Source organism: Parafilimonas terrae (assembly GCF_900115755.1).
Taxonomy (GTDB): domain Bacteria; phylum Bacteroidota; class Bacteroidia; order Chitinophagales; family Chitinophagaceae; genus Parafilimonas; species Parafilimonas terrae.
The window spans coordinates 15921-38881 of the sequence record NZ_FOXQ01000018.1 but is presented as its reverse complement, the minus strand read 5'-3'; the positions used below and the strand labels follow the sequence as shown (position 1 = coordinate 38881).

At 39.5% G+C, this 22961-nt stretch carries 19 protein-coding genes; 17 read left to right on the top strand and 2 right to left on the bottom strand.

The features are described 5' to 3' along the window. Positions 1–154 precede the first annotated feature (154 nt). From BM015_RS20090 to BM015_RS20075, 4 genes are all read left to right on the top strand, one after another. The gene (locus tag BM015_RS20090) at positions 155–652 is read left to right on the top strand and encodes a GNAT family N-acetyltransferase (RefSeq protein WP_090662944.1); all 498 of its coding nucleotides are present in this window, start codon (positions 155–157) and stop codon (positions 650–652) included. Between the two features lie 225 nt (positions 653–877). Further along, on the top strand, positions 878–3889 hold the full coding sequence (locus BM015_RS20085; RefSeq protein WP_090662942.1) for an amidohydrolase family protein: 3012 nt from the start codon (positions 878–880) through the stop codon (positions 3887–3889). 72 nt (positions 3890–3961) lie between these two features. After that, entirely contained in the window at positions 3962–4360 is a 399-nt protein-coding gene (locus BM015_RS20080; protein WP_090662940.1) for a four helix bundle protein, read from the top strand. 51 nt (positions 4361–4411) lie between these two features. Next, positions 4412–5689, top strand: coding sequence for an amidohydrolase family protein (locus BM015_RS20075; protein WP_090662939.1), 1278 nt, complete (start codon positions 4412–4414; stop codon positions 5687–5689). A 109-nt stretch (positions 5690–5798) separates the two neighbouring features. On the opposite strand, the gene BM015_RS20070 is transcribed toward BM015_RS20075, so the two are convergent. Then, positions 5799–6509: a LolA-like protein gene (locus BM015_RS20070; protein ID WP_090662937.1), complete on the bottom strand. Its 711-nt coding sequence runs from the start codon at positions 6507–6509 to the stop codon at positions 5799–5801. A 228-nt stretch (positions 6510–6737) separates the two neighbouring features. On the opposite strand from BM015_RS20070, the gene BM015_RS20065 reads away from it, so the two are divergent. The 4 genes from BM015_RS20065 to BM015_RS20050 all read left to right on the top strand — a co-directional run bounded on the left by BM015_RS20065 (position 6738) and on the right by BM015_RS20050 (position 10504). Then, positions 6738–7550 (top strand): enoyl-ACP reductase FabI, encoded by an 813-nt coding sequence (locus BM015_RS20065; protein WP_090662935.1) that lies wholly within the window; start codon positions 6738–6740, stop codon positions 7548–7550. Positions 7551–7692: 142 nt separating this feature from the next. Next, positions 7693–7860 carry a DUF1328 family protein gene (locus BM015_RS20060; RefSeq protein WP_090662933.1) on the top strand — a complete coding sequence of 56 codons (168 nt, stop codon included), beginning with the start codon at positions 7693–7695 and terminating at the stop codon, positions 7858–7860. 144 nt (positions 7861–8004) lie between these two features. Next, positions 8005–9612, top strand: coding sequence for an L-aspartate oxidase (nadB, locus tag BM015_RS20055; protein ID WP_090662931.1), 1608 nt, complete (start codon positions 8005–8007; stop codon positions 9610–9612). A 16-nt stretch (positions 9613–9628) separates the two neighbouring features. Then, complete coding sequence (locus BM015_RS20050) at positions 9629–10504, top strand: lysophospholipid acyltransferase family protein (RefSeq protein ID WP_090662929.1); 876 nt, start codon at positions 9629–9631, stop codon at positions 10502–10504. On the opposite strand, the gene BM015_RS20045 is transcribed toward BM015_RS20050, so the two are convergent. Continuing rightward, positions 10499–11749 carry an S-adenosylmethionine:tRNA ribosyltransferase-isomerase gene (locus BM015_RS20045; protein WP_090662927.1) on the bottom strand — a complete coding sequence of 417 codons (1251 nt, stop codon included), beginning with the start codon at positions 11747–11749 and terminating at the stop codon, positions 10499–10501. The genes BM015_RS20050 and BM015_RS20045 overlap by 6 nt on opposite strands. Before the next feature lie 351 nt (positions 11750–12100). Here BM015_RS20045 and mraZ point away from each other — a divergent pair, with 351 nt between their 5' ends. The 9 genes from mraZ (at position 12101) to murG (ending at position 22959) form a co-directional block, all read left to right on the top strand. Beyond that, entirely contained in the window at positions 12101–12553 is a 453-nt protein-coding gene (gene mraZ, locus BM015_RS20040) for a division/cell wall cluster transcriptional repressor MraZ (protein ID WP_090662925.1), read from the top strand. Positions 12554–12562: 9 nt separating this feature from the next. Further along, complete coding sequence (rsmH, locus tag BM015_RS20035) at positions 12563–13474, top strand: 16S rRNA (cytosine(1402)-N(4))-methyltransferase RsmH (protein WP_090662923.1); 912 nt, start codon at positions 12563–12565, stop codon at positions 13472–13474. 157 nt (positions 13475–13631) lie between these two features. Further along, complete coding sequence (locus tag BM015_RS20030) at positions 13632–13979, top strand: FtsL-like putative cell division protein (protein ID WP_245751522.1); 348 nt, start codon at positions 13632–13634, stop codon at positions 13977–13979. Positions 13980–14014: 35 nt separating this feature from the next. Then, on the top strand, positions 14015–16126 hold the full coding sequence (locus BM015_RS20025; protein WP_090662921.1) for a penicillin-binding transpeptidase domain-containing protein: 2112 nt from the start codon (positions 14015–14017) through the stop codon (positions 16124–16126). Next, positions 16126–17589, top strand: a complete 1464-nt coding sequence (locus BM015_RS20020) for a UDP-N-acetylmuramoyl-L-alanyl-D-glutamate--2,6-diaminopimelate ligase (RefSeq protein WP_090662919.1) — start codon at positions 16126–16128, stop codon at positions 17587–17589. Before BM015_RS20025 ends, BM015_RS20020 begins: the two co-directional genes overlap by 1 nt. 39 nt (positions 17590–17628) lie before the next feature. After that, positions 17629–18945, top strand: coding sequence for a phospho-N-acetylmuramoyl-pentapeptide-transferase (mraY, locus tag BM015_RS20015; RefSeq protein WP_090662918.1), 1317 nt, complete (start codon positions 17629–17631; stop codon positions 18943–18945). Positions 18946–19091: 146 nt separating this feature from the next. Continuing rightward, positions 19092–20432 (top strand): UDP-N-acetylmuramoyl-L-alanine--D-glutamate ligase, encoded by a 1341-nt coding sequence (murD, locus tag BM015_RS20010; protein WP_090662916.1) that lies wholly within the window; start codon positions 19092–19094, stop codon positions 20430–20432. 38 nt (positions 20433–20470) lie between these two features. Then, entirely contained in the window at positions 20471–21817 is a 1347-nt protein-coding gene (locus BM015_RS20005; protein ID WP_245751520.1) for an FtsW/RodA/SpoVE family cell cycle protein, read from the top strand. Then, positions 21814–22959, top strand: coding sequence for an undecaprenyldiphospho-muramoylpentapeptide beta-N-acetylglucosaminyltransferase (gene murG / locus BM015_RS20000; protein ID WP_090662914.1), 1146 nt, complete (start codon positions 21814–21816; stop codon positions 22957–22959). Before BM015_RS20005 ends, murG begins: the two co-directional genes overlap by 4 nt. Positions 22960–22961 lie beyond the last annotated feature (2 nt).

Below are 22961 nucleotides of genomic sequence, written 5' to 3'. Positions count from 1 at the left end.
GTATTGATATTCTTTAATTGACCTCGGTTTTTAAAATAATCAATGTTCAATGCTCAATATTCAATAATTATTTTGCGGGTGCCTTGTGATTACACATTGATTATTGCGTATTGAATATTGAGCAATTCCTTAAATTGAGTACCTATTAAAAAAAATGGCTGACATTCGTATAAGGAAAGTAAAAGAATCCGACAATGCTGCCCTTGCAGCAATGATAAGGGAAGTGTTTAATGAATTTAAAGCGCCCACGTTTGGTACGGTTTACACCGATCCTACTACAGATGATTTATATGCATTATTTCAAACGCCGCGTTCAGTGCTTTGGGTGGCAGCGGTTGATGGAGAGGTGCTGGGTTGCTGCGGCGTTTATCCAACCGAGGGCCTTGATAAAGATTGCGCCGAGCTGGTTAAATTTTATCTTTCAAACAAAATACGGGGCAAGGGCATCGGCAAGCAATTAATGCTGCAATGTTTTCAATCAGCCAAAGAAATGAACTATACAAAACTTTATATTGAAAGCCTTCCGCAGTTCTCAAAAGCAGTAAGCATATATGAAAAATATGGCTTCATAAAAATGGATAAACCCTTAGGCAATTCAGGGCATACCGGCTGTAATATATGGATGATCAATTCAAATTTTGCTGGGCAATAGCCGCCAACCCACGTCAGCAGTATGGCTGAAGCGTAAAAGTTATATGCATTTCAGATGTGTTATCAATAATAAATGCTTCACAGGATTTACCCACCATTCACTACCCACAACTCACCATTAGCCTGACCATAATATTTGTATCATCTTTTGTTTTTACAACAAACCCTTTTGTTATAAAGTGTAACCTGTTAATTTTACTCTTTTAGTAAAATCTGAATTTCACTCATGAAAAGAACCAAACTGCTCTTCTTTTTTTGTTGTATTATTTCAGTAGCACAAGCGCAGGAAACCTTTCCGGTTAATGGCATACATGATTACCGGCAAGGCTATGTTGCCTTTACACATGCTACCATTATTAAGGATTCCAAAACAACTTTAAAAGATGCAACACTCATTATTAAAGAAGGAAAAATAATTGCTGTTGGCAACAACCTCGCTGTGCCAAAAGATGCTGCAAGTATTGATTGCAAGGGTAAATACATTTATCCTTCGTTCATCGATCTTATTAGCGATTATGGCATTACAACGGCAACACAACCTGCGCAACGCCGTGGCTACACTGTGCAGCCGGTAAGCGATACCAAAGGCGCTTACGGATGGAACCAGGCCATTCGCCCTGAAACGGATGCCTATAAAGTATATGCTGTAAATAATGAGAAAGCTAAAGACATGCGCAGCATAGGCTTTGGCGTTGTGCTTTCACATTTGCAGGATGGCATTGCACGCGGCACAGGCACGCTTGTTACGTTAAGCGATGAAAAAGAAAATTTTAATATGCTGAAAGAAAAAGCGGCGGCTTTTTATTCGTTCAGCAAAGGCAGTTCCACGCAGGATTATCCAACGTCGTTAATGGGCGCGGTTGCTTTATTACGGCAAACTTATCTTGATGCTGCATGGTATAAAAATCTTAAGCCTGAAGACAGGGAAAAGTCAACCAGCGAAGGCACCAATCTTTCTTTACAAGCCTGGAACGATAATCAATCATTACCACAAATTTTTGATGCTGGTGAAAAATGGAATGTATTGCGTGCAGCAAAAATTGCCGGTGAATTTGGCGTGCAATATATTATTAAAGGCGGGGGCAATGAATACCAGCGCATGGCTGAAATGAAAGCTACAAAAGCAAATTTCATTCTGCCACTAAACTTTCCAAAAGCTATTGATGTGGAAGACCCAAATGCCACAAGCCTTGTTGCATTAGGCGTAATGAAGCATTGGGAAATGGCGCCGCTTGAACCGGGGATGTTTGATAAAGCAGGTCTAAATTTTACGCTTACAGCCAGCGGTACTGCTCCCGGTGAATTTTTGGATAATCTTCGTAAAGCAATTGATAATGGATTGAGTGAATCAAAAGCATTGGATGCTTTAACTAAAACGCCCGCCACATTAATTGGCGCTTACGATAAAATAGGAAGTATAGAAGCCGGCAAACTTGCTGATTTCATTATTACCACAGGCCCTGTATTTGATGAAAAAACAGTCTTTCTCCAAAACTGGATTTTGGGTAAGAAGTTTATTATAACAGATAAAGGATGGAACGATTATCGCGGCAATTATAAACTTACCATTAAGCAAAATAATAATAACAGGCAGTATGATGTGGCTGTGGAAGGCAGGCCTGATAAGCTTTCTGCCACTATTAAGCCTGCAGGCGATACAACTAAAACCGACATTAAATTAAGCATCATCAATAACTCGGTTAATTTAAGATGGAGCGCTAAAGCGGATAGTTCCAAAAACAATTTCCTCGCCGGCATCATTAATAATAATGCATGGAATGGTTCCGGTTATGATGCTTATGGTAATACGGTGGCATGGAATATGGTTGCATCATCGCCATACATTGAAAAACCTGATACTGCTAAACCAAAAAAGAAAAAAGATTTAATTGATACAAGTGTACTATATCCGTTTGTTGGTTATGGTTTTACAACTATGCCCAAACAGGAAGATGTTTTAATTAAAAATGCAACGGTGTGGACTAACGAAGCCGATGGCATTTTGCAAAACACGGATGTGTTAATTAAAGGCGGAAAGATTGCTGCTGTTGGTAAAAATCTTTCCGCTGCAGGTGCAAAACAAATTGATGCCACCGGTATGTATTTATCACCGGGCATCATTGATGAGCATTCGCATATTGCAGCAACAGGCGGCATCAATGAGTGCTCACAATCTGTAACGGCAGAAGTGCGTGTGGGCGATGTAATAGACCCGGAAGATATACAGATTTACCGCCAGCTTTCAGATGGAGTAACATCTTCACATATTTTACATGGAAGCTGTAACACCATCGGCGGCCAAACGCAGCTAATAAAATTAAGATGGGGTAAAGATGCAGAAGAAATGAAATTTGAAAACTGGGATGGCTTTATAAAGTTTGCTTTAGGAGAAAATGTAAAGCGCTCTTATTCCCCCACCAACAGCCGTTTCCCCAATACGCGCATGGGCGTCGAACAGGTTTTAACTGATGCTTTTATCCGGGCTGAAGATTATGAAAAACAAGGCGCCGGTAAAAGAAAAGATTTGGAGCTGGATGCATTGGTAGAAATACTTAATGCAAAAAGGTTTATAACCTGTCATTCTTATGTGCAAAGCGAAATAAATATGCTGATGCATGTTGCCGATTCATTTCACTTTAAGGTGAACACCTTCACGCATATTCTTGAAGGATATAAAGTGGCGGATAAATTAAAAGCTCATGGTGCTTATGCATCCACTTTCAGCGACTGGTGGGCGTATAAAGCTGAAGTGCAGGATGCTATTCCTTACAATGCTGCTTTAATGACGGATGTTGGTTTAACGGTTGCCATAAATAGTGATGATGCTGAGATGGCTCGCCACCTGAACCAGGAGGCAGCAAAAACCATTAAATATGGCGGTATAACACCGGAGCAGGCATTTAAAATGTGCACATTAAACCCTGCCATTATGCTGCATGTTGCAGACCGTGTGGGCAGCATTAAAGTTGGCAAAGATGCAGACCTTGTTTTATGGAATGATAACCCGTTGAGTGTATATGCAACTGCACAAAAAACGTTTGTTGATGGTATTGAATATTACGACAGGCAACGGGATTCAACCATGCGCATTTATATTGCAAATGAAAGAAACAGGCTTATTCAAAAAATGCTTACTGCAAAAAAAGAAGGTGCCAAAACACAACCTGCCACAAGAACATTTGATCAGATAAATGAATGCGAAGAAGACAGGGTGGGGGCGATGGTTGGAGGGTTTTGATTTTTAGTTCACAAGTTCACGTGTTCACAGGTTTACAAGTTGACTGAGCCGTAAACTATCAAACTTTATAATATGGCAACCATAAAATGTTTTGAAGATATTATTTCCTGGCAAAGGGCAAGAGAACTTTGCAGGCTTGCAGGCGAATTGATTGATGATGGAAAATTCAAACACAGTTATAGATTGATTGATCAGATTGAAGGTTCTTCAGGTTCAATTATGGATAATATTGCTGAGGGATTTGAGCGTAGCGGAAACCGTGAGTTTATTCAGTTTTTATATATTTCAAAAGGTTCATGCGGCGAATTCCGTTCTCGGCTTTACAGGGCATTGGATAGAAAATATTTAAACCAGTATGAATTTTATTTACTTTATAAACACGCAAAGGAAATAATTGTTTTACTTCAAAAACTAATTGACTATTTACAAACGAGCGAATTAAAGGGAACTAAGTTCAGGTCTGAGAGATGAGCATAAGAACTTGTGAACATGTGAACTCGTAAACATTCAAACTAAATAAACATGAAAAATATTTTCACCATACTTTCTTTAACTATCATCATAAAAGTTACTGCGCAATCAAACGTTTTACCTGCGCCGGCACAAACACAGGCAATTGCTTTAATGCATGCCACTATTCATATTGGCAATGGGCAGGTAATTGAAGATGGCACAATTGTTTTTGCAAAGGGAAAGATTACGGGAGTTGGTAAATCTGCTGATGTAAGCGATGCAAAAATTATTGATTGCACCGGCAAGCAAATTTATCCCGGTTTTATTTTAAGCGACAGCCAGATTGGCCTGAATGAAATAGGCGCAATACGTTCTGAGCACGATGAATATGAACTGGGTGAATTAAATCCCGGCGTGCATTCATTGGTTGCTTATAATACCGATTCAAAAATTATCAATACCGTTAGAAGTAATGGCGTTTTGCTTGCAAACATTGTTCCTGATGGTGGCATTATCAGCGGCACTTCATCTGTTATGCAATTAGACGGATGGAATTGGGAAGATGCAGCCTATCAAAAGGATAATGGCATTCATTTTCGTATGCCTTCACTTATGCCTGGCCGGAGAAGTGCGGATGCCGCCGATATCTTAAAAAAAGCATACGATCAAATTGATGAAGTGCGCACTTTCTTCCGCGAAGCAAAAGCCTATCTTGCTGAACCTGCCCACACCGTTACCAATATAAAATTTGAAGCAGTAAATGGTTTGTTTAATAAAACCCAAATCTTTTTTGTGCATTGCGAAATGGTAAATGAAATGATGATTGCCATTGAGTTTGCAAAGGAATTTGGTTTTAAAACGGTAATTGTTGGCGGCACAGAAGCTAATAAAATCACCGGTTATCTAAAGCAAAATAATATTGGCGTTATACTTAATCAGATGCATACGCTGCCCATAATGCAGGATGATGATGTGGATACGTATGCAAAACTGCCTTATCAATTACAGCAGGCAGGCGTATTGTATTGCATTAATGATTTTGATGAAATGAACCGTGGCCGGAACCTTATGTTCAACGCAGGCGTGGCGGTTGGGTTTGGCTTAACAAGAGAACAGGCGGTGCAGGCCATAACATTAAATGCTGCTAAAATTTTAGGTATTGATAATAAAACCGGCTCGCTTGAAGCTGGTAAAGATGCCAATATTATTGTAAGCGATGGCGATGTGCTGGATGCAAAGTCGAGCAATATCGGGTATGCTTTTATACAAGGCCGGCAAATAAACCTTGATAATAAACAAAAACAATTATACGAACGTTATAAAACGAAATATGGCATAAGCAAATAATGTTTTTGTTTAGCGTATCTGGTCAGCATAACAAAAAAGAGGAAGTAAGTGCAACGCAAACTTCCTCTTTTAATTTTACGGCATTATTTCATGCCTGGTTTAAACAGCTTTATTTAGGCATATCGAAAATGGCCGGATCGATTTCTTTGTTTACTTCAAGTTTATTTACCGTTACATCTAAAGCAAACTGCTCCATATCCAGGTGTGTTTTATTTGGAAAAACAACGCCAAAATCTGTTTTTTTATAATCGGAAGGCGTTACCGTTATCGTTATGGCCTGGCCCATCGCCTCTCCTTTTTTTACGGCCTGGATTACATACCATGTTGAAGGATCTATATAGTAAGTAATGTCAGAATTGTATTTATTGGTGTATTTAATTTTATAGGCATTTATATCGCCAACTTTTTCCTGGCCCTGCAATTCAACTTTTGCGCCATTGGCTGCATAGTTAAACAAAGGATCAATATACACCTGGTCGGAAGAAGCCTGGAACTGATCATCTGAAAAAGCCACAGCATCTGTTGAGCCCGCAAAAGGATTAATCATCCATCCTCCTTTATCTGTTATAACCTGAACAAGGCTTTGACCGTTGAAGTCAGATTCATTCCTGTAACCTTTACCATTTACAACAGATGTTTTTGTAGCAGATTCATTGCCCATAATCTCTGAAGTGCTTTCCATATACACAGAATTTACCTGGGCCAGTTTATCTTTTCCGCCAATAGCATCAATATGTTTGGCAATAATCTCATCGGCTGTTTGTGCTTTTGCACAGGTTAAAAAAGCAATTGCAATTAAAGTAAGAACTGAAGTTTTCATTGTATTTGTTTTAAATATGTAAAAATAAAATTCAGGCAAAAAAAGATAGGGAGTAAAAAAATGTTGGTATTTATTTTCAGGCCGCTAAAACAATGAATTAAATGCATACCCGGATAATTTTATTTCAACAACAAAACCAAAATGCACCGGTATATTTTAAACAGTTTGTTTATTTGCAGGCAATTCAGGTTGCGAATTAATTTACTTTTATCACTTTAAATTAAAGTCATGTATAATTTACTAAAAGGAAAGAAAGGCATCATTTTCGGTGCATTGAACGAACAAAGCATTGCCTGGAAAACTGCGCAGGCCTGCTACCGCGAAGGCGCTCAGCTTGTTTTAACCAATGCACCTATTGCTTTACGCATGGGTGAAATAAATAAACTTTCTGCTGAATGCGGTAATGCACCTGTTATTCCTGCCGATGTGGTAAATATGGATGATCTGAAAAAGCTGTTTGAAGAAAGCATGAAACATTTTGGCGGCGGTATTGATTTTATTCTGCATTCAATTGGTATGAGCCTTAATGTGCGCAAAGGGAAAGCTTATACAGAAATCGATTATAACTTCAATCAGAAAACGCTGGATATTTCAGCCATGAGCCTGCACCGTGTTTTACGCACTGCATGGGATTTGGATGCATTGAACGAAGGCGCCAGTGTGGTTGCGCTTACCTACATTGCTGCACAGCGCGTATTCCCCGATTACAATGAAATGGCCGATGCAAAAGCATTGCTTGAAAGCGTTACCCGCAGCTTTGGCTATTATTATGGTATAAAGAAAAAGGTACGTGTAAATACAATATCCCAGTCACCTACCAAAACAACAGCCGGCAGCGGTGTAAAAGGCTTTGATGGCTTTATGGCTTATGCCGAAAAAATGAGCCCGCTGGGTAATGCATCCGGGGAAGATTGCGCTAACTATTGCACCTTGCTTTTTAGCGATTATGCAAAAATGGTGACCATGCAAAACCTGTTTCATGATGGCGGCTTCAGCTTTACCGGCGTTACACAACAGGTTATTGATCAAATGGAAAAATAATGTACGCAGCCATGTACATTATGTGGAATTTTATTCCTCATAATGCCGGATTAATCGCTGCAATCATTTTTTTAAAGGAAAAAATAAGATGGCATGGTATTTTATTTAATGTATGCATTGTTCATCATTAAAATTTAATACTATGTTACGTTGGACATTAATATTTCTGGTTGTAGCTATAATAGCTGCAATATTTGGTTTTGGTGGTATCGCAGCAGGCGCAGCAGGTATAGCCAAATTTTTGTTTTTCCTGTTTATAGTGCTGTTTATTTTATCGTTGATATTTGGCAGAAGAAGCACAGACGTTTAGCGGCCATCGAATTTATTGTGAGCGCAGGTCTTTATAAAAGCCTGCGCTTTTTTATTTGCAGAATTGTCGCAAATGAATGTGCGCCTGGCATCAATTTAAACTGTTTTTTATTTCAAAAAGATAATCATTGTTTCTTTGCACTCTATGCAAACAGATTTTCTTGTTATTGGTTCAGGCATTGCCGGGTTAACCTACTCTATTAAAATGGCAAAAGCTTTTCCTGAAAAAGAAATTATCGTTCTTACAAAAACCACTGCCGATGAAACCAACACTAAATATGCGCAAGGTGGTGTGGCCGGCGTTTGGGATGATGAGAACGACAGCTTCGATAAACATATTGATGATACTTTAATCGCTGGTGATGGCTTATGTAACGAACACGTTGTTGAGATTGTTGTAAAAGAAGGCCCGGAACGTATTCGCGAGATAATTGGCTACGGCGCCCGTTTCGATAAAGATGAAACCGGTGAATATACTTTGGGCCGTGAAGGCGGTCACAGCGAAAACCGCATTCTTCATCATAAAGATGTAACGGGAAGGGAAATGGAACGCGCTTTATTAAAGGAAGTAAAGAAGTTTCCTAACATAAGGTTTATCAATTATTGTTTTGTAGTTGATATAATAACCCAACATCATCTTGGTTACCTCGTTACAAAATCCACAACAGATATCACCTGTTATGGCGTATATGTTTTGAATATTAACACCAATCACATCGAAAAAATATTAGCGCCAATAACGGTGCTTGCATCCGGTGGTTGCGGGCAGGTGTACCGCACAACAACAAATCCTAAAATAGCAACCGGCGATGGCATTGCAATGGTTTATCGCGCAAAGGGAAGGGTAGAAAATATGGAGTTTATCCAATTTCATCCAACAGCATTATATGAATCCGGTGTTTCTCCTTCATTCCTTATCACGGAAGCTGTGCGTGGAGATGGCGGCATTCTTCGCAATAAAAATGAAGAAGCATTTATGGAACGCTATGATGCAAGAAAAGACCTTGCGCCCCGTGATATTGTTGCCCGTGCCATAGATAATGAAATGAAGATTACAGGTACGGAACACGTGTATCTTGATTGCCGCCACATGGATATGGAAAAATTCATTCATCATTTTCCCAACATTTATGAAAAATGTTTAAGTATTGGGATTGATGTGTCGAAGCAAATGATACCCGTTGCACCGGCGGCGCATTATAGTTGCGGTGGCATTAAAACCGATGAATGGGCGCGAACCTCTATTCTTAATTTATATGCCTGTGGCGAATGTGCCAGCACCGGTTTGCATGGCGCCAATCGATTGGCAAGTAATAGTCTTTTAGAAGCAATGGTGTTTGGTCACCGTGCTTATTTAAATACTGTTGAAAAAATAAACGGCCTTAAATTTTTTGAAGATTTGGAAAGCGCCGTTCCGGATTGGAATACACTTGGCACTTCGGAGCCGAAAGAAATGATCCTGATTACGCAAAGCCTGAAAGAACTGCAGCAAATAATGAGCGATTATGTGGGCATCGTTCGAAACGACGTGCGCCTTGACCGCGCCATGAAGCGGCTTGATTTGTTATTTACTGAGACGGAAGCCTTATACAAATCAACAAAAGTTTCACCGCAGTTGTGCGAGTTACGCAATCTTATTTCGGTTGGCTATTTGATTGTAAAAAGTGCTGAGTTTAGAAAAGAAAGCCGCGGCCTGCATTACAATACGGATCATCCAAACAAAAGCAATCTATTGCAAAATATAATTTTGTAAGTATTATCTTTCTTTAATGTACTACGTTCTTTACGGATTTCTATATCTTATTTCATTGCTTCCCTTTTGGATGTTATACGGTATAAGTTATTTAGCCTACTTGCTTATTTACTATATAATCGGGTACAGAAAAGCGGTAGTGCTTTCCAATCTTGCTATTGCTTTTCCTAAAAAAACAAACGAAGAAAGAAGGCTTATTGCAAAAAGCTTCTATAAAAATTTTACCGATAATTTTATTGAAGTGATAAAACTCTTCAGCCTTTCACCTGCGCAGTTGGAAAAGCGCATGACATGGGATTATGCATTCCTGGATAAGTATTATAAGGAAGGAAAAAATGTGCAGTTGCATCTTGGTCATTTTTTTAACTGGGAATATGCAAACCTTTCTGTAAGCCTTGCTTCAAAATTTTCTGTACTGGTTGTTTATATGCCGATTGCCAACAAAGCAATGGATAAAGTATTTATTAAACTGCGTACACGCTTCAATGCAAAAATGATTGGCGCTACTTCTTTTCTTAAAGATTTTAAACCTTATAGTAAAGAACAATCATGCCTGGTATTTGTGGCCGATCAAAATGCCGGTCATTATAACCTCGCTTACTGGTTGCCCTTTTTTGGAAAGATGGTGCCATTTGTTACCGGCCCTGAAAAAACGGCCCGGTTAAATAATAGTGTGTGTGTTTATGCAAAATTTAAAAAGATAAAACGCGGCTATTATCATGCTGATTTAATTGAAATAACTGCAAACCCCCGACTGTTAACTGAAGGAGAGATTACAAAACGAACAAGAGATTTAATTGAGGAGAATATTCGCGAACAACCTGAAAATTATTTATGGACACACCGTCGCTGGAAGCGCACATTCGACCCTGCAAAACACCGGGCTCTATAATGCAAAAAACAAACAGCTATCGCCATAACTGAGAAATCGGAAATTATTGTTCAATGCATAATCATATACTTTCTTCCAATCGTTGCCAATAACGGCTGCCACCAATAACAATAATGTTGATTTAGGCTGATGAAAATTAGTAATTAAAATATCTGCAACTTTCAACTTATAAGGCGGTGCAATAATGATTTGCGTTTTGGCAATAAGCTTATTAAGATTGTTTGCTTTCATCCATTCAAGTAAAGCATGCAATGCATCTTCAAAAGAAATGTTTTCATCATTCAACTCATATACATCCCATTGATGAATAGTTATATCATCAATAGTAATATTCTGTTGACCATTGACTGTTGACTGTTGACTGATTTTCACTCCCATCCAATAGAGGCTTTCCAATGTTCTCAAACTTGTCGTTCCAACCGCAATAATGTTTTGATTTGATGCATTAATGAGTTTCTCAATCAATTCAACACTTACTTCAAAGAACTCCGAATGCATTTCATGTGCTTCAATTGTCTCTGTTTTTACAGGTTTGAACGTGCCTGCGCCCACATGCAGTGTTACAAAATCCCGTTGAATATTTTTTGCTGATAATCTTTCAAAAACATTACCTGTAAAATGCAAACCCGCTGTAGGCGCTGCAACGGAGCCGTCGTGCTTTGCATAAACTGTTTGATAGCGCTTTTTATCTTCATCATCCGCATCACGGTGCATGTAAGGTGGCAATGGAATTACACCGCCAGTATGCAATATTTCCGCAAAGCTTAACTGTTCATCATTCCATGAAAATTCAATAATAAAATTCTCTCCCTGCCTGCTTATTTTTTTTACACTTAATTCAATTTCTTTCCCGTTATGCAAAATCTTCTTTACGAGAATTTCATCTTTCCATTTCTTCGCATTGCCTATTAAACATTTCCATAAAACTTTCTTATGCTGCAGCATGGCTGTTGTGATGTCTGCATAATCATCAGCCGGTTCAAGGCAAAAAATTTCAATGGTTGTACCGGTCGTTTTTTTAAACAACAATCTTGCTTCAACCACTTTTGTATTATTAAAAATGATGAGTGAACCTTCTGGCAGGTAATTGGAAAGATGGATGAAGTTATCTGTCTTTATTTCTCCGTTTTTATATATGAGCAATTTACTGGCGTCTCTTTTCGCCAGCGGATGTTTGGCTATTTTTTCATCCGGTAAATCGTAATCAAAATCTTTTATCTGTAACTGTTTCGGGGAAATGCTCATTCTTCTTTGTGTTTGCTTTGTGCCTTAGCGTCTTCGTGGTTCAAATATCTAAACCACAAAACAGGAAGGCGCAAAGTTGCACGAAGTAATTTATCTATTCAATACAATAAGATTGCGGCGTTCAAAATTCTAAAATCACAATCAAGCCATCTTCAGCCACAGTTTATCCACCGTATCTGCACATAAGCCGCTGAAAATTTTAGTAAAAAGCCGCTGAAAGCATTGCTGCAACTGAATTTCAGGCTGAAATAAATATGTGGAAAAATATCAAAAGCCCAAATTTCAAATAAAAGTGGGAAAAAGTGTTATTTTGTGTCATTATTTTATACATTCGTTCTTTAAATTCTCTAAATGGCTGGTTTTCTGGGTGAATATGAAGCAACAATTGATGCCAAAGGGCGCTTCCTTCTCCCCGGCGGGTTGAAAAAACAAATGCCGGAAGGAACCACCACTATGGTAATCAGCCGTGGTTTTGAAAAATGTTTGTTGCTATATCCACAAAAAAGCTGGGAGACCATTGAAGAGAAAATTAAAAAGCTGAATGAATTCAATCCGAAGGTAAGCCAATTCAGGACATTGTTTGTTGGCGGCGCCAGTTATGTTGAGCTGGATAGTGCGGGAAGAATTTTGCTGCCGCCTTCGTTGAGGGAGTATGCAGGGCTGGGGAAAGATATTTTGCTCGCCTCCGACATTGATAAAATAAAAATTTGGGATTCCGGTAAGTATAAAAAGCTCTTTGAAGATTTTTCATCTGACGCTTTCGCAAGCCTTGCCTCAGATGTTACAGCCGGCATAAACTTTTAAAACAGTTATATGCAGCCTGAATCATCGTATCATGTTCCTGTTTTATTCAATGAGGCAATTGATGCGCTTAACATTCAGCCAAACGGCGTGTACGTTGACTGCACTTTTGGTGGCGGTGGTCATGCAAAAGGCATTCTTGAAAAGTTAAGTGAGGCAGGAAGATTGATTGCCTTTGACCAGGATGCCGATGCGCAGCAAAATATTCAGGCGGATGAGCGCCTCATTTTTGTTCCGCATAACTTTCGCCATTTGCAGCGTTTTTTAAAACTGCACCAGTATGAAAATGTAAACGGGGTGCTGGCAGATCTGGGTGTAAGCAGTTTCCAGTTCAATGAGGCGGAAAGAGGATTTTCTACACGTTTCAACGGCCCGCTGGACATGCGTATGGATAAGCGCACAGAAAAAACGGCAGCGCAGGTTTTAATGCAGTACAGCGAACCGCAGCTTCACAAATTATTCGAACAGTACGGTGAAGTTTCCAATTCTAAAACATTAGCAAGGCATATTGTACAGCAGCGCGGCACAATGCCGCTAAAAGATATAGCGTCTTTTAAGTTGATGTTGCAGCCTGTTGTAAAAGGAAATCCCAATAAATATTTCGCACAGGTTTTTCAGGCGCTGAGAATAGAGGTGAACGACGAAATGGGCGCCCTTAACGAAATGCTTGGCCAGTTACCCGGTGTACTGCTCCCGCACGCAAGAGTTGCCATCATTACATTCCACTCCATAGAAGACCGCATTGTAAAAAACTTCTTTAAACAGGCAGGCACAAGCGAAGATGAAAACAATCCTTTCAGTACGGCACAAAAACAAACGGTATTCAAAACAGTGTATAAAAAACCTGTAACGCCAGGCGAAGAAGAATTGAAGCGAAATCCGAGGTCGCGCAGTGCAAAGCTTCGTGTTGCAGAAAAAATATAACCGGCCAAACGCTTAAAAGTGCAAGGCCGGTAGTAGGGGAATTATTTGGTAATCAGCTACAATGCAGATGGCATCACGGTTGTGTCACTCCCTTATACTGCATCAAATAATTCAGCAAAAAAACTGACAGGTTAAATAGTATAAACAAAATTATTCAATGGGTTTATTCAGTAAAAAAACAGAAACAACGCAAACTGCCCAGGGTAAGGGTTGGATAAACTATGCCTGGATAGTAAAGCATTTTGGTTTTTTACTCTTCCTGGCAGTGCTGGCAATTGTTTATATAGCCAACGGGCATTGGGCGGATAATACAATCCGCGACATCAACATAACACAAAAGCAGGTGAAAGATATGGAGTATGAGTACAAGAATTTGAAAAGCCTGGAAATGTTCCGCAGCCGTGAATCGCAGGTAACACAGGCTGCTGCGGCGCTGGGTTTAAAGCCCGGCATAACACCGCCGGTAAAACTGGTGGCCGATTCTGTAACAATAAAAAAACAATAGCTGATAGCTGAAATCTGATAGCTCATAGCTGAAACATGGAAATAAAGAAAGACATATTATGGCGTGTTTATCTCTGTTTTATAGTGATAGCTGTAATATGTGCCTGCATTGTTGGTAAAGCATTTTACATTCAGCAGGTACAGGGTGCATATTGGCGCGGCATGAGCGACAGCATGCACACCCGCATTGAAAGCGTGGATGCTGAACGCGGTACTATTTATAGTGAAGATGGCCAAATGCTCAGCACCAGCATTCCGCAGTTTGATATTTATGTTGACTTCAAAGCCGATGGGTTAATCAAGGATAACGGTAAAGTGTTCAAAGAAAATATTGACTCTTTAAGCTTATGCCTTGCTAATCTTTTCCAGGATAAAACAGCAATTCAGTATAAAGCCATTCTTAATAAAGGCTACAAAAGCAAAGCCCGTTATTTTGCTTTAAAGAAAAAAGTAAGCTTCGATGAATACCAGCAACTAAAAACTTTTCCGCTGGTGAGGCTTGGTAAAAATAAAAGCGGTTTTATAGCCGAAGTGCAGAACATCCGGCTTAATCCTTATCAGCTATTAGCATTCAGAACAATTGGTTTAGAAAGGCAAAATGCGCAGAAGGTTGGCCTTGAACAAACTTATGATACACTGCTGAAAGGCACGCCTGGCAAGCGTTTGGTGCGTTATATATCCGGCGGTGTTGCTGTGCCTGTAAATGAAGATTATGATATTGAACCAAAGAATGGAAAAGATATTGTAACAACACTCGACAGCCGCATACAGGAAATTGCAGAAAACGCTTTGATGAAAATGATGGTGCAGAATGAAGCCGAACACGGTTGCGCTATTGTAATGGAAGTTAAGACCGGGAAGATAAAAGCTATTGCCAATCTTGGCCGCCAGAATGATGGCTCTTATTGGGAAGATTTTAATTACGCCATGTCGCCGGGTGAACCTGGTTCAACATTCAAACTGGCAACCATGCTTGCTGTGCTGGAAGATAAAAAGTTTAATCTCGGCAGTATCGTAAACCTTGAAGGCGGAACATGGCAGGTACACAGGAGAACGGTTTATGACAGTGAGCAACATGGCCAGACGAACGTAACTGTAAAACGTGCTTTTGAATTAAGCTCCAATGTGGGCATGGCAAAGCTGGCTTATGCAAGCTATGCCAATAAGCCCTCGCAATTTATTAATCATCTAAAAGCATTGCATCTTGATACGTTAACCGGTATTGATTTGTATGGTGAGCGTTCACCTTTTGTTGACCGGCCCGGCAGTAAATACTGGAGCGCTACAACCTTGCCCTGGATGGCCTTTGGTTATAATGTGCTTGTTTCGCCGCTTCATATATGCATGTTGTATAATGCTGTGGCTAATGATGGTGTAATGATGCGCCCATATTTATTAAACAGTGTAATGCAGGAAGGGAATGTTATACAGCAAAAACAGCCATATTCTATTGAAACAATATGCGACAGCGTTACGTTAAAACAATTACAGGAATGCCTTGTTGGTGTTTGTAAAGATTCCGGTGCAACAGCTTTCCGCTTGTTTAAAGGTGCAACTTATTCTGTTGCCGGTAAAACGGGAACAGCGCTTGTTGCCAATGGAAAACATGGTTATGCGGATCATATTTATCAATCATCGTTCGCCGGATATTTTCCTGCTGATAACCCGCAATACACTTGTGTTGTAGTAATAAAAAACAAACCACATGCGGCTAAATTTTATGGTGCGCTGGTTGCAGGCCCCGTGTTCAGGGAAATTGCCGACAGGCTGGTTACTTTAAATGCGCCGCAGCCTGATGTTAAGTTCGCTTCAATAAATGCCGGTGATAATGAAAACTATAGTTATGCCGGTTATGAAGATGATATTAAATCAATTCTTTCCACCATAAATATTTCATATAAAGACTCTGCTAAAACCACATTGGCTAAGATGTACAATAAGCAGGATAAACCTGTGCTGACAAACATGCCTTTGAGTAATAAATATATGCCCGCATTAAAAGGGCTGGGTTTAAAAGATGCTTTATACATCTGTGAAGACGCAGGGCTGGTGGTAAAAGTAAACGGCGTTGGAAAAGTAGCCAATCAATCAATAACCGAAGGGACGCCTATTGAAAAAGGGCAGCAAATAAAACTTGATTTGAATTAGTGAAGAAGCTGGAAGACATATTATATAAGGTGCGCATCATTGCTATTCATGGCAGCCGTGATGTGAATGTAAATAGCATAACTATTGATTCACGCAAGGTTCACAATGGTTCTGTGTTTATCGCCATAAAAGGGGAAAAGGTTGATGGCCATGATTTTATTCAGCAGTCAATTAATAGCGGCGCTGCTATAATTGTGTGTGAAGAACTGCCTGCACTTTTATACGATGCAGTTACCTATATACAAGTTAAGAATGCGCATGAAGCAGTGGCCTATATCGCACATAATTTTTATGATGAGCCTTCTAAAAAATTGAAGCTGGTTGGTGTTACCGGAACAAATGGTAAAACTACTATAGCAACATTATTGTTTAAGCTGTTTAGCAGCCTTGAATATAAATGCGGTTTAATAAGCACGGTGCAAAATCAAATTGCCAGTGAAATTATTCCTTCAACCCATACAACACCGGATGCAATAAGTTTAAACGCTTTATTAAAACAAATGGCTGATGGAAGCTGCACGCATGTATTTATGGAATGCAGCAGTCATGCTATTCATCAGCATCGTATAACAGGCCTGCATTTTGCCGGTGGCATCTTCAGTAATATAACACACGATCATCTCGATTATCATAAAACATTCGATGAATACATCCGTGTAAAAAAATCATTCTTCGATAACCTTACCAGCGATGCTTTTGCTTTATCAAACCTTGATGAAAAGCGCGGTACAGTTATGTTACAGAATACGCCTGCTAAAAAATATTATTACAGTTTAAAGAACGTTGCCGACTTCAAGGGAAAGATTTTGGAAAATGCATTAACCGGTTTGGTAATGCTGGTAAACGATAAAGAAGTGCACTTTCTTTTGATTGGCGAATTCAATGCTTATAATCTTTTGGCAGTGTATGGCGCTGCTATTTGTTTGGGTGAAGAAAGTGAAAAGGCATTGCTCGTTTTAAGCAGCCTCACCGGCGCTGAAGGAAGGTTTGATTACATCATCAGTAAAGAAAAAATAATCGGCATTGTTGATTATGCGCACACGCCGGATGCGTTGGAAAATGTATTGTCAACAATAAAAAAATTACGCAGGGGCGATGAGCAGGTTATAACAGTGGTAGGCTGCGGTGGTGATCGTGATAAAACAAAACGTCCGGAAATGGCGGAGATAGCTGCGGCATTAAGCACCCGCACCATTTTTACAAGCGATAACCCGCGCAGCGAAGACCCAGCACAAATATTAAAAGATATGGAAGCAGGTTTGAATAGTGCGGGCAGGCGGAAATCAATATCAATTGTTGACAGAAAGGAGGCCATTAAAACAGCAGTAAGCTTCGCTAATGCTGAAGATATTATCCTGCTTGCAGGAAAGGGACATGAGAAATACCAGGTCATCGGCAAGCAAAAATTACATTTTGATGATAAGGAAGTGCTGAGGGAAATGTTTGAATTATTGAAAAAATAAAAAGCTAATAGCTAATGGCTATCAGCTGACAGCTTTTATATGCTATACTACTTCTTCACATGGTTGCATGAGCATTACGATATTTCGGGTGCAAGACTGTTTGAATACAATTCATTCAGAACAGCGATGGCAGTGTTGTTCTCGCTCATCATTGCAACGGTATATGGAAGAAGGGTTATAAACCTGCTGCGTAAAAATCAAATTGGTGAAACAGTCCGTGATTTGGGTTTGCAGGGAGAACAACAGAAGAAAGGCACGCCAACAATGGGCGGAATTATTATCCTGCTGGCCATTGTTGTTCCCACTTTATTATTTGCAGATCTTGAAAAAACTTATATACGGTTAATGTTGTTGTGCACGGTATGGCTTGGTTTTATTGGTTTTTTAGATGATTATTTTAAAATAACATCAAGAAAAAAAGCGTTGGCTGCAGGCAAATCTTATTCAAAAAAAGATTCAGATGGCCTTGCCGGCATTTCAAAAATAATAGGCCAGGTAGGTTTAGGTATTATTATAGGCACCACTTTATACTTCAGTAATAATGTTGTGGTTGAACGCGAATTAATAGGCAAACAAACTGTTGATTCAACATTAATGCTCGGCGAAAGAAGGGCCAACGATTCAAACATAGTTGAGCGAAATATAAATGGAGTAACCAGGCGTTTTGCTGAAGTGAAAACACCAATTACTACCATCCCGTTTGTAAAAAGCCATGAGTTTAATTACAGCAAACTCATAAGCTGGATAAGCCCAAGCGCTGAAAAGTTTACATGGATCCCATACATCATTATTGTAACATTTATTGTAACGGCAGTTTCAAACGGCGCCAATATTACGGATGGTTTAGATGGTTTGGCGGGCGGCGTTAGTGCTATAATAGGAGCGGGCCTTGGCATATTTGTTTTTGTGAGTGGCAACTATGTGCTCGCCGATTATCTTAACATTATGTACATCCCCAACCTGAGCGAGCTGATGATATTCGTTGGTGCTTTAGTGGGCGCATGCATTGGTTTTCTATGGTACAATGCATATCCCGCACAAGTGTTTATGGGCGATACAGGCAGCCTTGCATTGGGCGGTATTATTGCATCGCTGGCAATAATTGTGCGCAAAGAATTATTGATTCCCATTTTCTGCGGTGTTTTCCTTATTGAAAATTTAAGCGTAATAATACAGGTAACTTATTTCAAATACACAAAGAAGAAATATGGAGAAGGCAGGCGTGTGTTTTTAATGAGCCCGCTGCATCATCATTACCAGAAGAAAGGGTTTCATGAGAATAAAATTGCCGTGCGGTTTTGGATTATAACCATACTGCTGGTAGTAGCATCGATAATAACATTAAAAGTGAGATAGCTACCTGGGCCGGATTTGGAAAGGTTGAAGATTATATAAGCACTTATATAATTTGAAATGAAAGATGAATAGCGATATGCAGTACAAGGGAGTGACACAACCATGATGAGTGAAGAACAAAAGCTGGTAAATAAAAAATAAAAAACATGTCTTACAGGCTGGTGATTTTAGGGGGTGGCGAAAGCGGTGTTGGCGCAGCTTTGCTGGGCAAGCAGCAGGGCTATGACGTGTTTTTAAGTGACGCCGGATACCTGAATGAAAGATATAAAACTCAATTAAGTGAAAGCAGGGTTGAATTTGAAGAAGGCGGCCATACAATTCATAAAATATTAAGTGCGGATGAAGTGGTGAAAAGCCCCGGCATTCCTGAAAAAAATGAATTGATAAAAGCCATTCGTGCAAATTCAATTCCTGTTATAAGTGAGATAGAACTGGCTTACCGCTTTAAAGGCGATGCAAAAATTATAGCCATTACAGGCAGCAATGGTAAGAGCACAACCACATCATTAATTTATCATATCTGCAAAACTGCAGGATTGGATTGTGCATTGGTGGGCAACATCGGTTATTCGTTTGCCAGGCAGGTGGCTGAGGATCCTAAACCATTGTACGTGGCGGAAATAAGTTCATTTCAACTGGACGATATAAAAGATTTCAGGGCAGATGTTTCGCTGCTGCTGAATATAACAGAAGACCATCTCGACAGATACGAATACAAATTTGAAAATTATATAGATAGCAAATTCAGGATAATATTAAACGCGGCAAGCAACGATTACTTTATTTATAACGCAGATGATGAAGTAATTACCAATAAACTGAAGCAAATAACATTACATACAAACTTACTACCTTTTTCTATGAACTATGAACCAAACGAAGGCGGCTATATTAAAGGAAATAATATGACGCTGCGCCTGCACGATGAGCGCACCACATGGAGCGTTTACGACTTTGCGCTTAAGGGAAAACATAATCAATATAACACTATGGCATCATGCATAGCAGCAATGGTAATGGATATACGAAAAGAGAAGATACGTGTAGCTGTTACAGATTTCCAAAGCCTGGAACACCGCATGGAAAGAGTGGCAACTGTGCGTGGCGTTGAGTTTATAAATGACAGCAAGGCTACGAATGTAAACAGTACATGGTATGCATTGGAAAGCATGGAAAAGCCGGTGATACTTATTCTTGGCGGCCAGGATAAAGGAAATGATTATGGTTTGATTGAAGACCTGGTGAAAGAAAAAGTAAAAGCTATTGTATGCATGGGGGTTGATAACTCAAAAATTCATAAAGCATTTGATGGATTGGTTTCTCCCATTATTGATACGGCAAGTGCAGAAGATGCTGTTAATGCTTCTTTTCATTTTGCAGATAAAGGCGATGTAGTGTTATTAAGCCCTGCCTGCGCAAGCTTTGATTTATTTAAAAATTATGAAGACAGGGGAAGGCAGTTTAAGGAAGCGGTAAAGAATTTATAAGCTGCCTTAATAGAAGAATGTGACAAACGACAACGTGTATGATAGATAAAACATTTAAAAGTATAGAAGATGCAATGCAGCCATTCATGGGCATGGGCCGTGAATGGGGCAATAATCTGCATCATCGTGCACGGGGCGATAAATATATATGGACTGTTGTTGTGCTGCTTGCCATTATTTCTTTACTGGCAGTTTACAGTGCAACAGGTTCGCTTGCTTACAAGTATTACGATGGCAATACTTCGGTGTATTTGTTCAAGCAGCTTGCATTTATCATAATTGGCGTACTGGTTGTGTTTTTCATGCACCGGGTTAATTATATCATTTATTCAAGGGTGGCATTATGGTTATACCTTATCTCTATCCCGCTGCTTGTTTATACTTTATTTTTTGGGGTTGAAGTGAACGATGCAAGCCGCTGGATAAGGCTGCCTGTTATTAATTTAACCATTCAAACAAGTGACCTGGCAAGGCTTGCTTTGTTTATGTATTTGTCAAGGCAGCTCAGCCGCAAACAAAATGATATTAAAGATTTCAAAAAAGGGTTTCTGCCATTAATAATACCCGTTGCAATTATCTGTGTGCTGATTATGCCTGCCAATCTTTCAACAGCAATGTTAACCGGGTTAACATCATTGCTGCTGATGTTTATTGGCCGTGTAAATATTAAACATATACTGCTTGTTTTATTTATTGCTGCTATTCCTGTTTTATTAATTGTTGCTATTGCTATGTCAACGTATGATGGCAACAATAATAATAGCAGTGATAGTCACAAAACCATCGCTTCAACATTAAATTCAATGGGCCGGTTTGGAACATGGGTGCAGCGCACACAGGATTTTATTTATGCAAAAGATGAAGATATTCCTTACCAGGTGCAGCAGCAAAACATTGCAATAGCCAATGGCGGTGTGCTATTTGGACTAGGCCCCGGCAATAGCAGGCAGCGTAATTATTTGCCGCAGGCTTATAACGATTCTATTTATCCTATTATCATAGAAGAATATGGTTTATTAGGTGGATTGTTCATCATATTCCTGTACCTCGTTTTCCTGTTCAGGTGTATAAGGGTGTTTAGAAAATGCCCGTATGCATTCGGCGCTTTTCTCGCACTGGGATTGAGTTTTACGCTGGTGATACAAGCCATTGCAAACATGGCCGTTGGCGTAAACCTTATACCAGTTACCGGTGTTACGTTGCCATTAATAAGTATGGGCGGAAGCTCATTTTTATTCACCTGCGCAGCTATCGGGATTATCTTAAGCGTAGCAAGAAATATAGAAATTAATCCTGCGGGCGATGAATTAAATCCGCAGCCAAAAGTAAGTATAGCAGAGGTTGATAATATTAAAACGAAAACAAAACAGCAAGTTGAAGAATGAGTAATGTTGAAAATATAGAAGCTGTTACCGGCTCCCTTTCCGGGGGGCGTTTCATCATTGCCGGTGGAGGCACGGGTGGTCATATTTTTCCTGCGATAGCTATTGCCAATGCTATAAAAGAATTGCAGCCCAATGCTGAAATATTGTTTGTTGGCGCAAGTGGAAAAATGGAGATGGAAAAAGTGCCGCAGGCTGGTTATAACATTAAGGGATTAACGATAGCAGGTTTTGAAAGAGGTTCTTTGATAAAAAATATATGGCTGCCATTTAAGCTCATTAAAAGTTTTTTACAGGTAAGGAGCATTCTTAAAAACTTTAAGCCAGATGCAGTAATTGGCGTGGGCGGTTATTCAAGTTTTCCTGTATTGAGATCTGCACAGGGAAAACGCATCCCAACTTTTATTCACGAAAGCAATTCGTTTGCGGGTAAGAGCAATATCTTATTAGGTAAACATGCTACTAAAATTTTTGTTGCAAACGAAGGCATGGAAAGATTTTTTCCTGCAGATAAAATTGCGATCACCGGTAACCCTGTGCGTAAAAGCATTGCGGGCAGCAACATCAGTAAAACGGAAGCGCTGGCATTCTTTGGGCTTGAAAGAAAAAAGCCAACTGTGCTGGTTATTGGCGGAAGCCTTGGCGCAAGAAGTATTAATGAAGTAATAGCCCGGCACATAGGCGATTTTAATCCTTTGGGCCTGCAGGTAATATGGCAAACAGGTAAAACAACGGCTGCCAAATATCTTTCAAAAGCCAAATCATTACATAATGTTTGGGCAAACGATTTTATAAATGAAATGGAAAAAGCTTATGCTGCCGCAGACCTTGTTGTGTCAAGATCAGGAGCTATGTCTGTTGCAGAATTATGTGTAGCAAAAAAGCCTGTGATTTTTGTGCCTTTTCCTTATGCGGCGGAAGATCATCAAACCGTAAATGCAAAATACCTGGTTGACAGGAATGCTGCATTAATGGTGAAAGATGATATGGTAAGGACAAGGTTGTTTAATGAAATAACAAACCTTGCAAAAGACAAGGCTAAGCAGGAAATATTGGCAAATAATATTGCGGTGTTCGCAGTAAAAAATGCAGATGAAAAAATAGCAACATCCATATTAAAAACATTGGCAGGTAGTAAAAATTAAGT

What these genes read in the sequence shown, in the direction of transcription:
- mraY (WP_090662918.1), top strand. Translation starts at nt 17,629, where the DNA reads ATGCTATACTACTTCTTCACATGGTTGCATGAGCATTACGATATTTCG.
- BM015_RS20090 (WP_090662944.1), top strand. Translation starts at nt 155, where the DNA reads ATGGCTGACATTCGTATAAGGAAAGTAAAAGAATCCGACAATGCTGCC.
- nadB (WP_090662931.1), top strand. Translation starts at nt 8,005, where the DNA reads ATGCAAACAGATTTTCTTGTTATTGGTTCAGGCATTGCCGGGTTAACC.
- BM015_RS20050 (WP_090662929.1), top strand. Translation starts at nt 9,629, where the DNA reads ATGTACTACGTTCTTTACGGATTTCTATATCTTATTTCATTGCTTCCC.
- BM015_RS20030 (WP_245751522.1), top strand. Translation starts at nt 13,632, where the DNA reads ATGGGTTTATTCAGTAAAAAAACAGAAACAACGCAAACTGCCCAGGGT.
- BM015_RS20065 (WP_090662935.1), top strand. Translation starts at nt 6,738, where the DNA reads ATGTATAATTTACTAAAAGGAAAGAAAGGCATCATTTTCGGTGCATTG.
- BM015_RS20070 (WP_090662937.1), bottom strand. Translation starts at nt 6,509, where the DNA reads ATGAAAACTTCAGTTCTTACTTTAATTGCAATTGCTTTTTTAACCTGT.
- BM015_RS20005 (WP_245751520.1), top strand. Translation starts at nt 20,471, where the DNA reads ATGATAGATAAAACATTTAAAAGTATAGAAGATGCAATGCAGCCATTC.
- BM015_RS20080 (WP_090662940.1), top strand. Translation starts at nt 3,962, where the DNA reads ATGGCAACCATAAAATGTTTTGAAGATATTATTTCCTGGCAAAGGGCA.
- murG (WP_090662914.1), top strand. Translation starts at nt 21,814, where the DNA reads ATGAGTAATGTTGAAAATATAGAAGCTGTTACCGGCTCCCTTTCCGGG.
- BM015_RS20075 (WP_090662939.1), top strand. Translation starts at nt 4,412, where the DNA reads ATGAAAAATATTTTCACCATACTTTCTTTAACTATCATCATAAAAGTT.
- murD (WP_090662916.1), top strand. Translation starts at nt 19,092, where the DNA reads ATGTCTTACAGGCTGGTGATTTTAGGGGGTGGCGAAAGCGGTGTTGGC.
- BM015_RS20045 (WP_090662927.1), bottom strand. Translation starts at nt 11,749, where the DNA reads ATGAGCATTTCCCCGAAACAGTTACAGATAAAAGATTTTGATTACGAT.
- BM015_RS20060 (WP_090662933.1), top strand. Translation starts at nt 7,693, where the DNA reads ATGTTACGTTGGACATTAATATTTCTGGTTGTAGCTATAATAGCTGCA.
- mraZ (WP_090662925.1), top strand. Translation starts at nt 12,101, where the DNA reads ATGGCTGGTTTTCTGGGTGAATATGAAGCAACAATTGATGCCAAAGGG.
- rsmH (WP_090662923.1), top strand. Translation starts at nt 12,563, where the DNA reads ATGCAGCCTGAATCATCGTATCATGTTCCTGTTTTATTCAATGAGGCA.
- BM015_RS20025 (WP_090662921.1), top strand. Translation starts at nt 14,015, where the DNA reads ATGGAAATAAAGAAAGACATATTATGGCGTGTTTATCTCTGTTTTATA.
- BM015_RS20085 (WP_090662942.1), top strand. Translation starts at nt 878, where the DNA reads ATGAAAAGAACCAAACTGCTCTTCTTTTTTTGTTGTATTATTTCAGTA.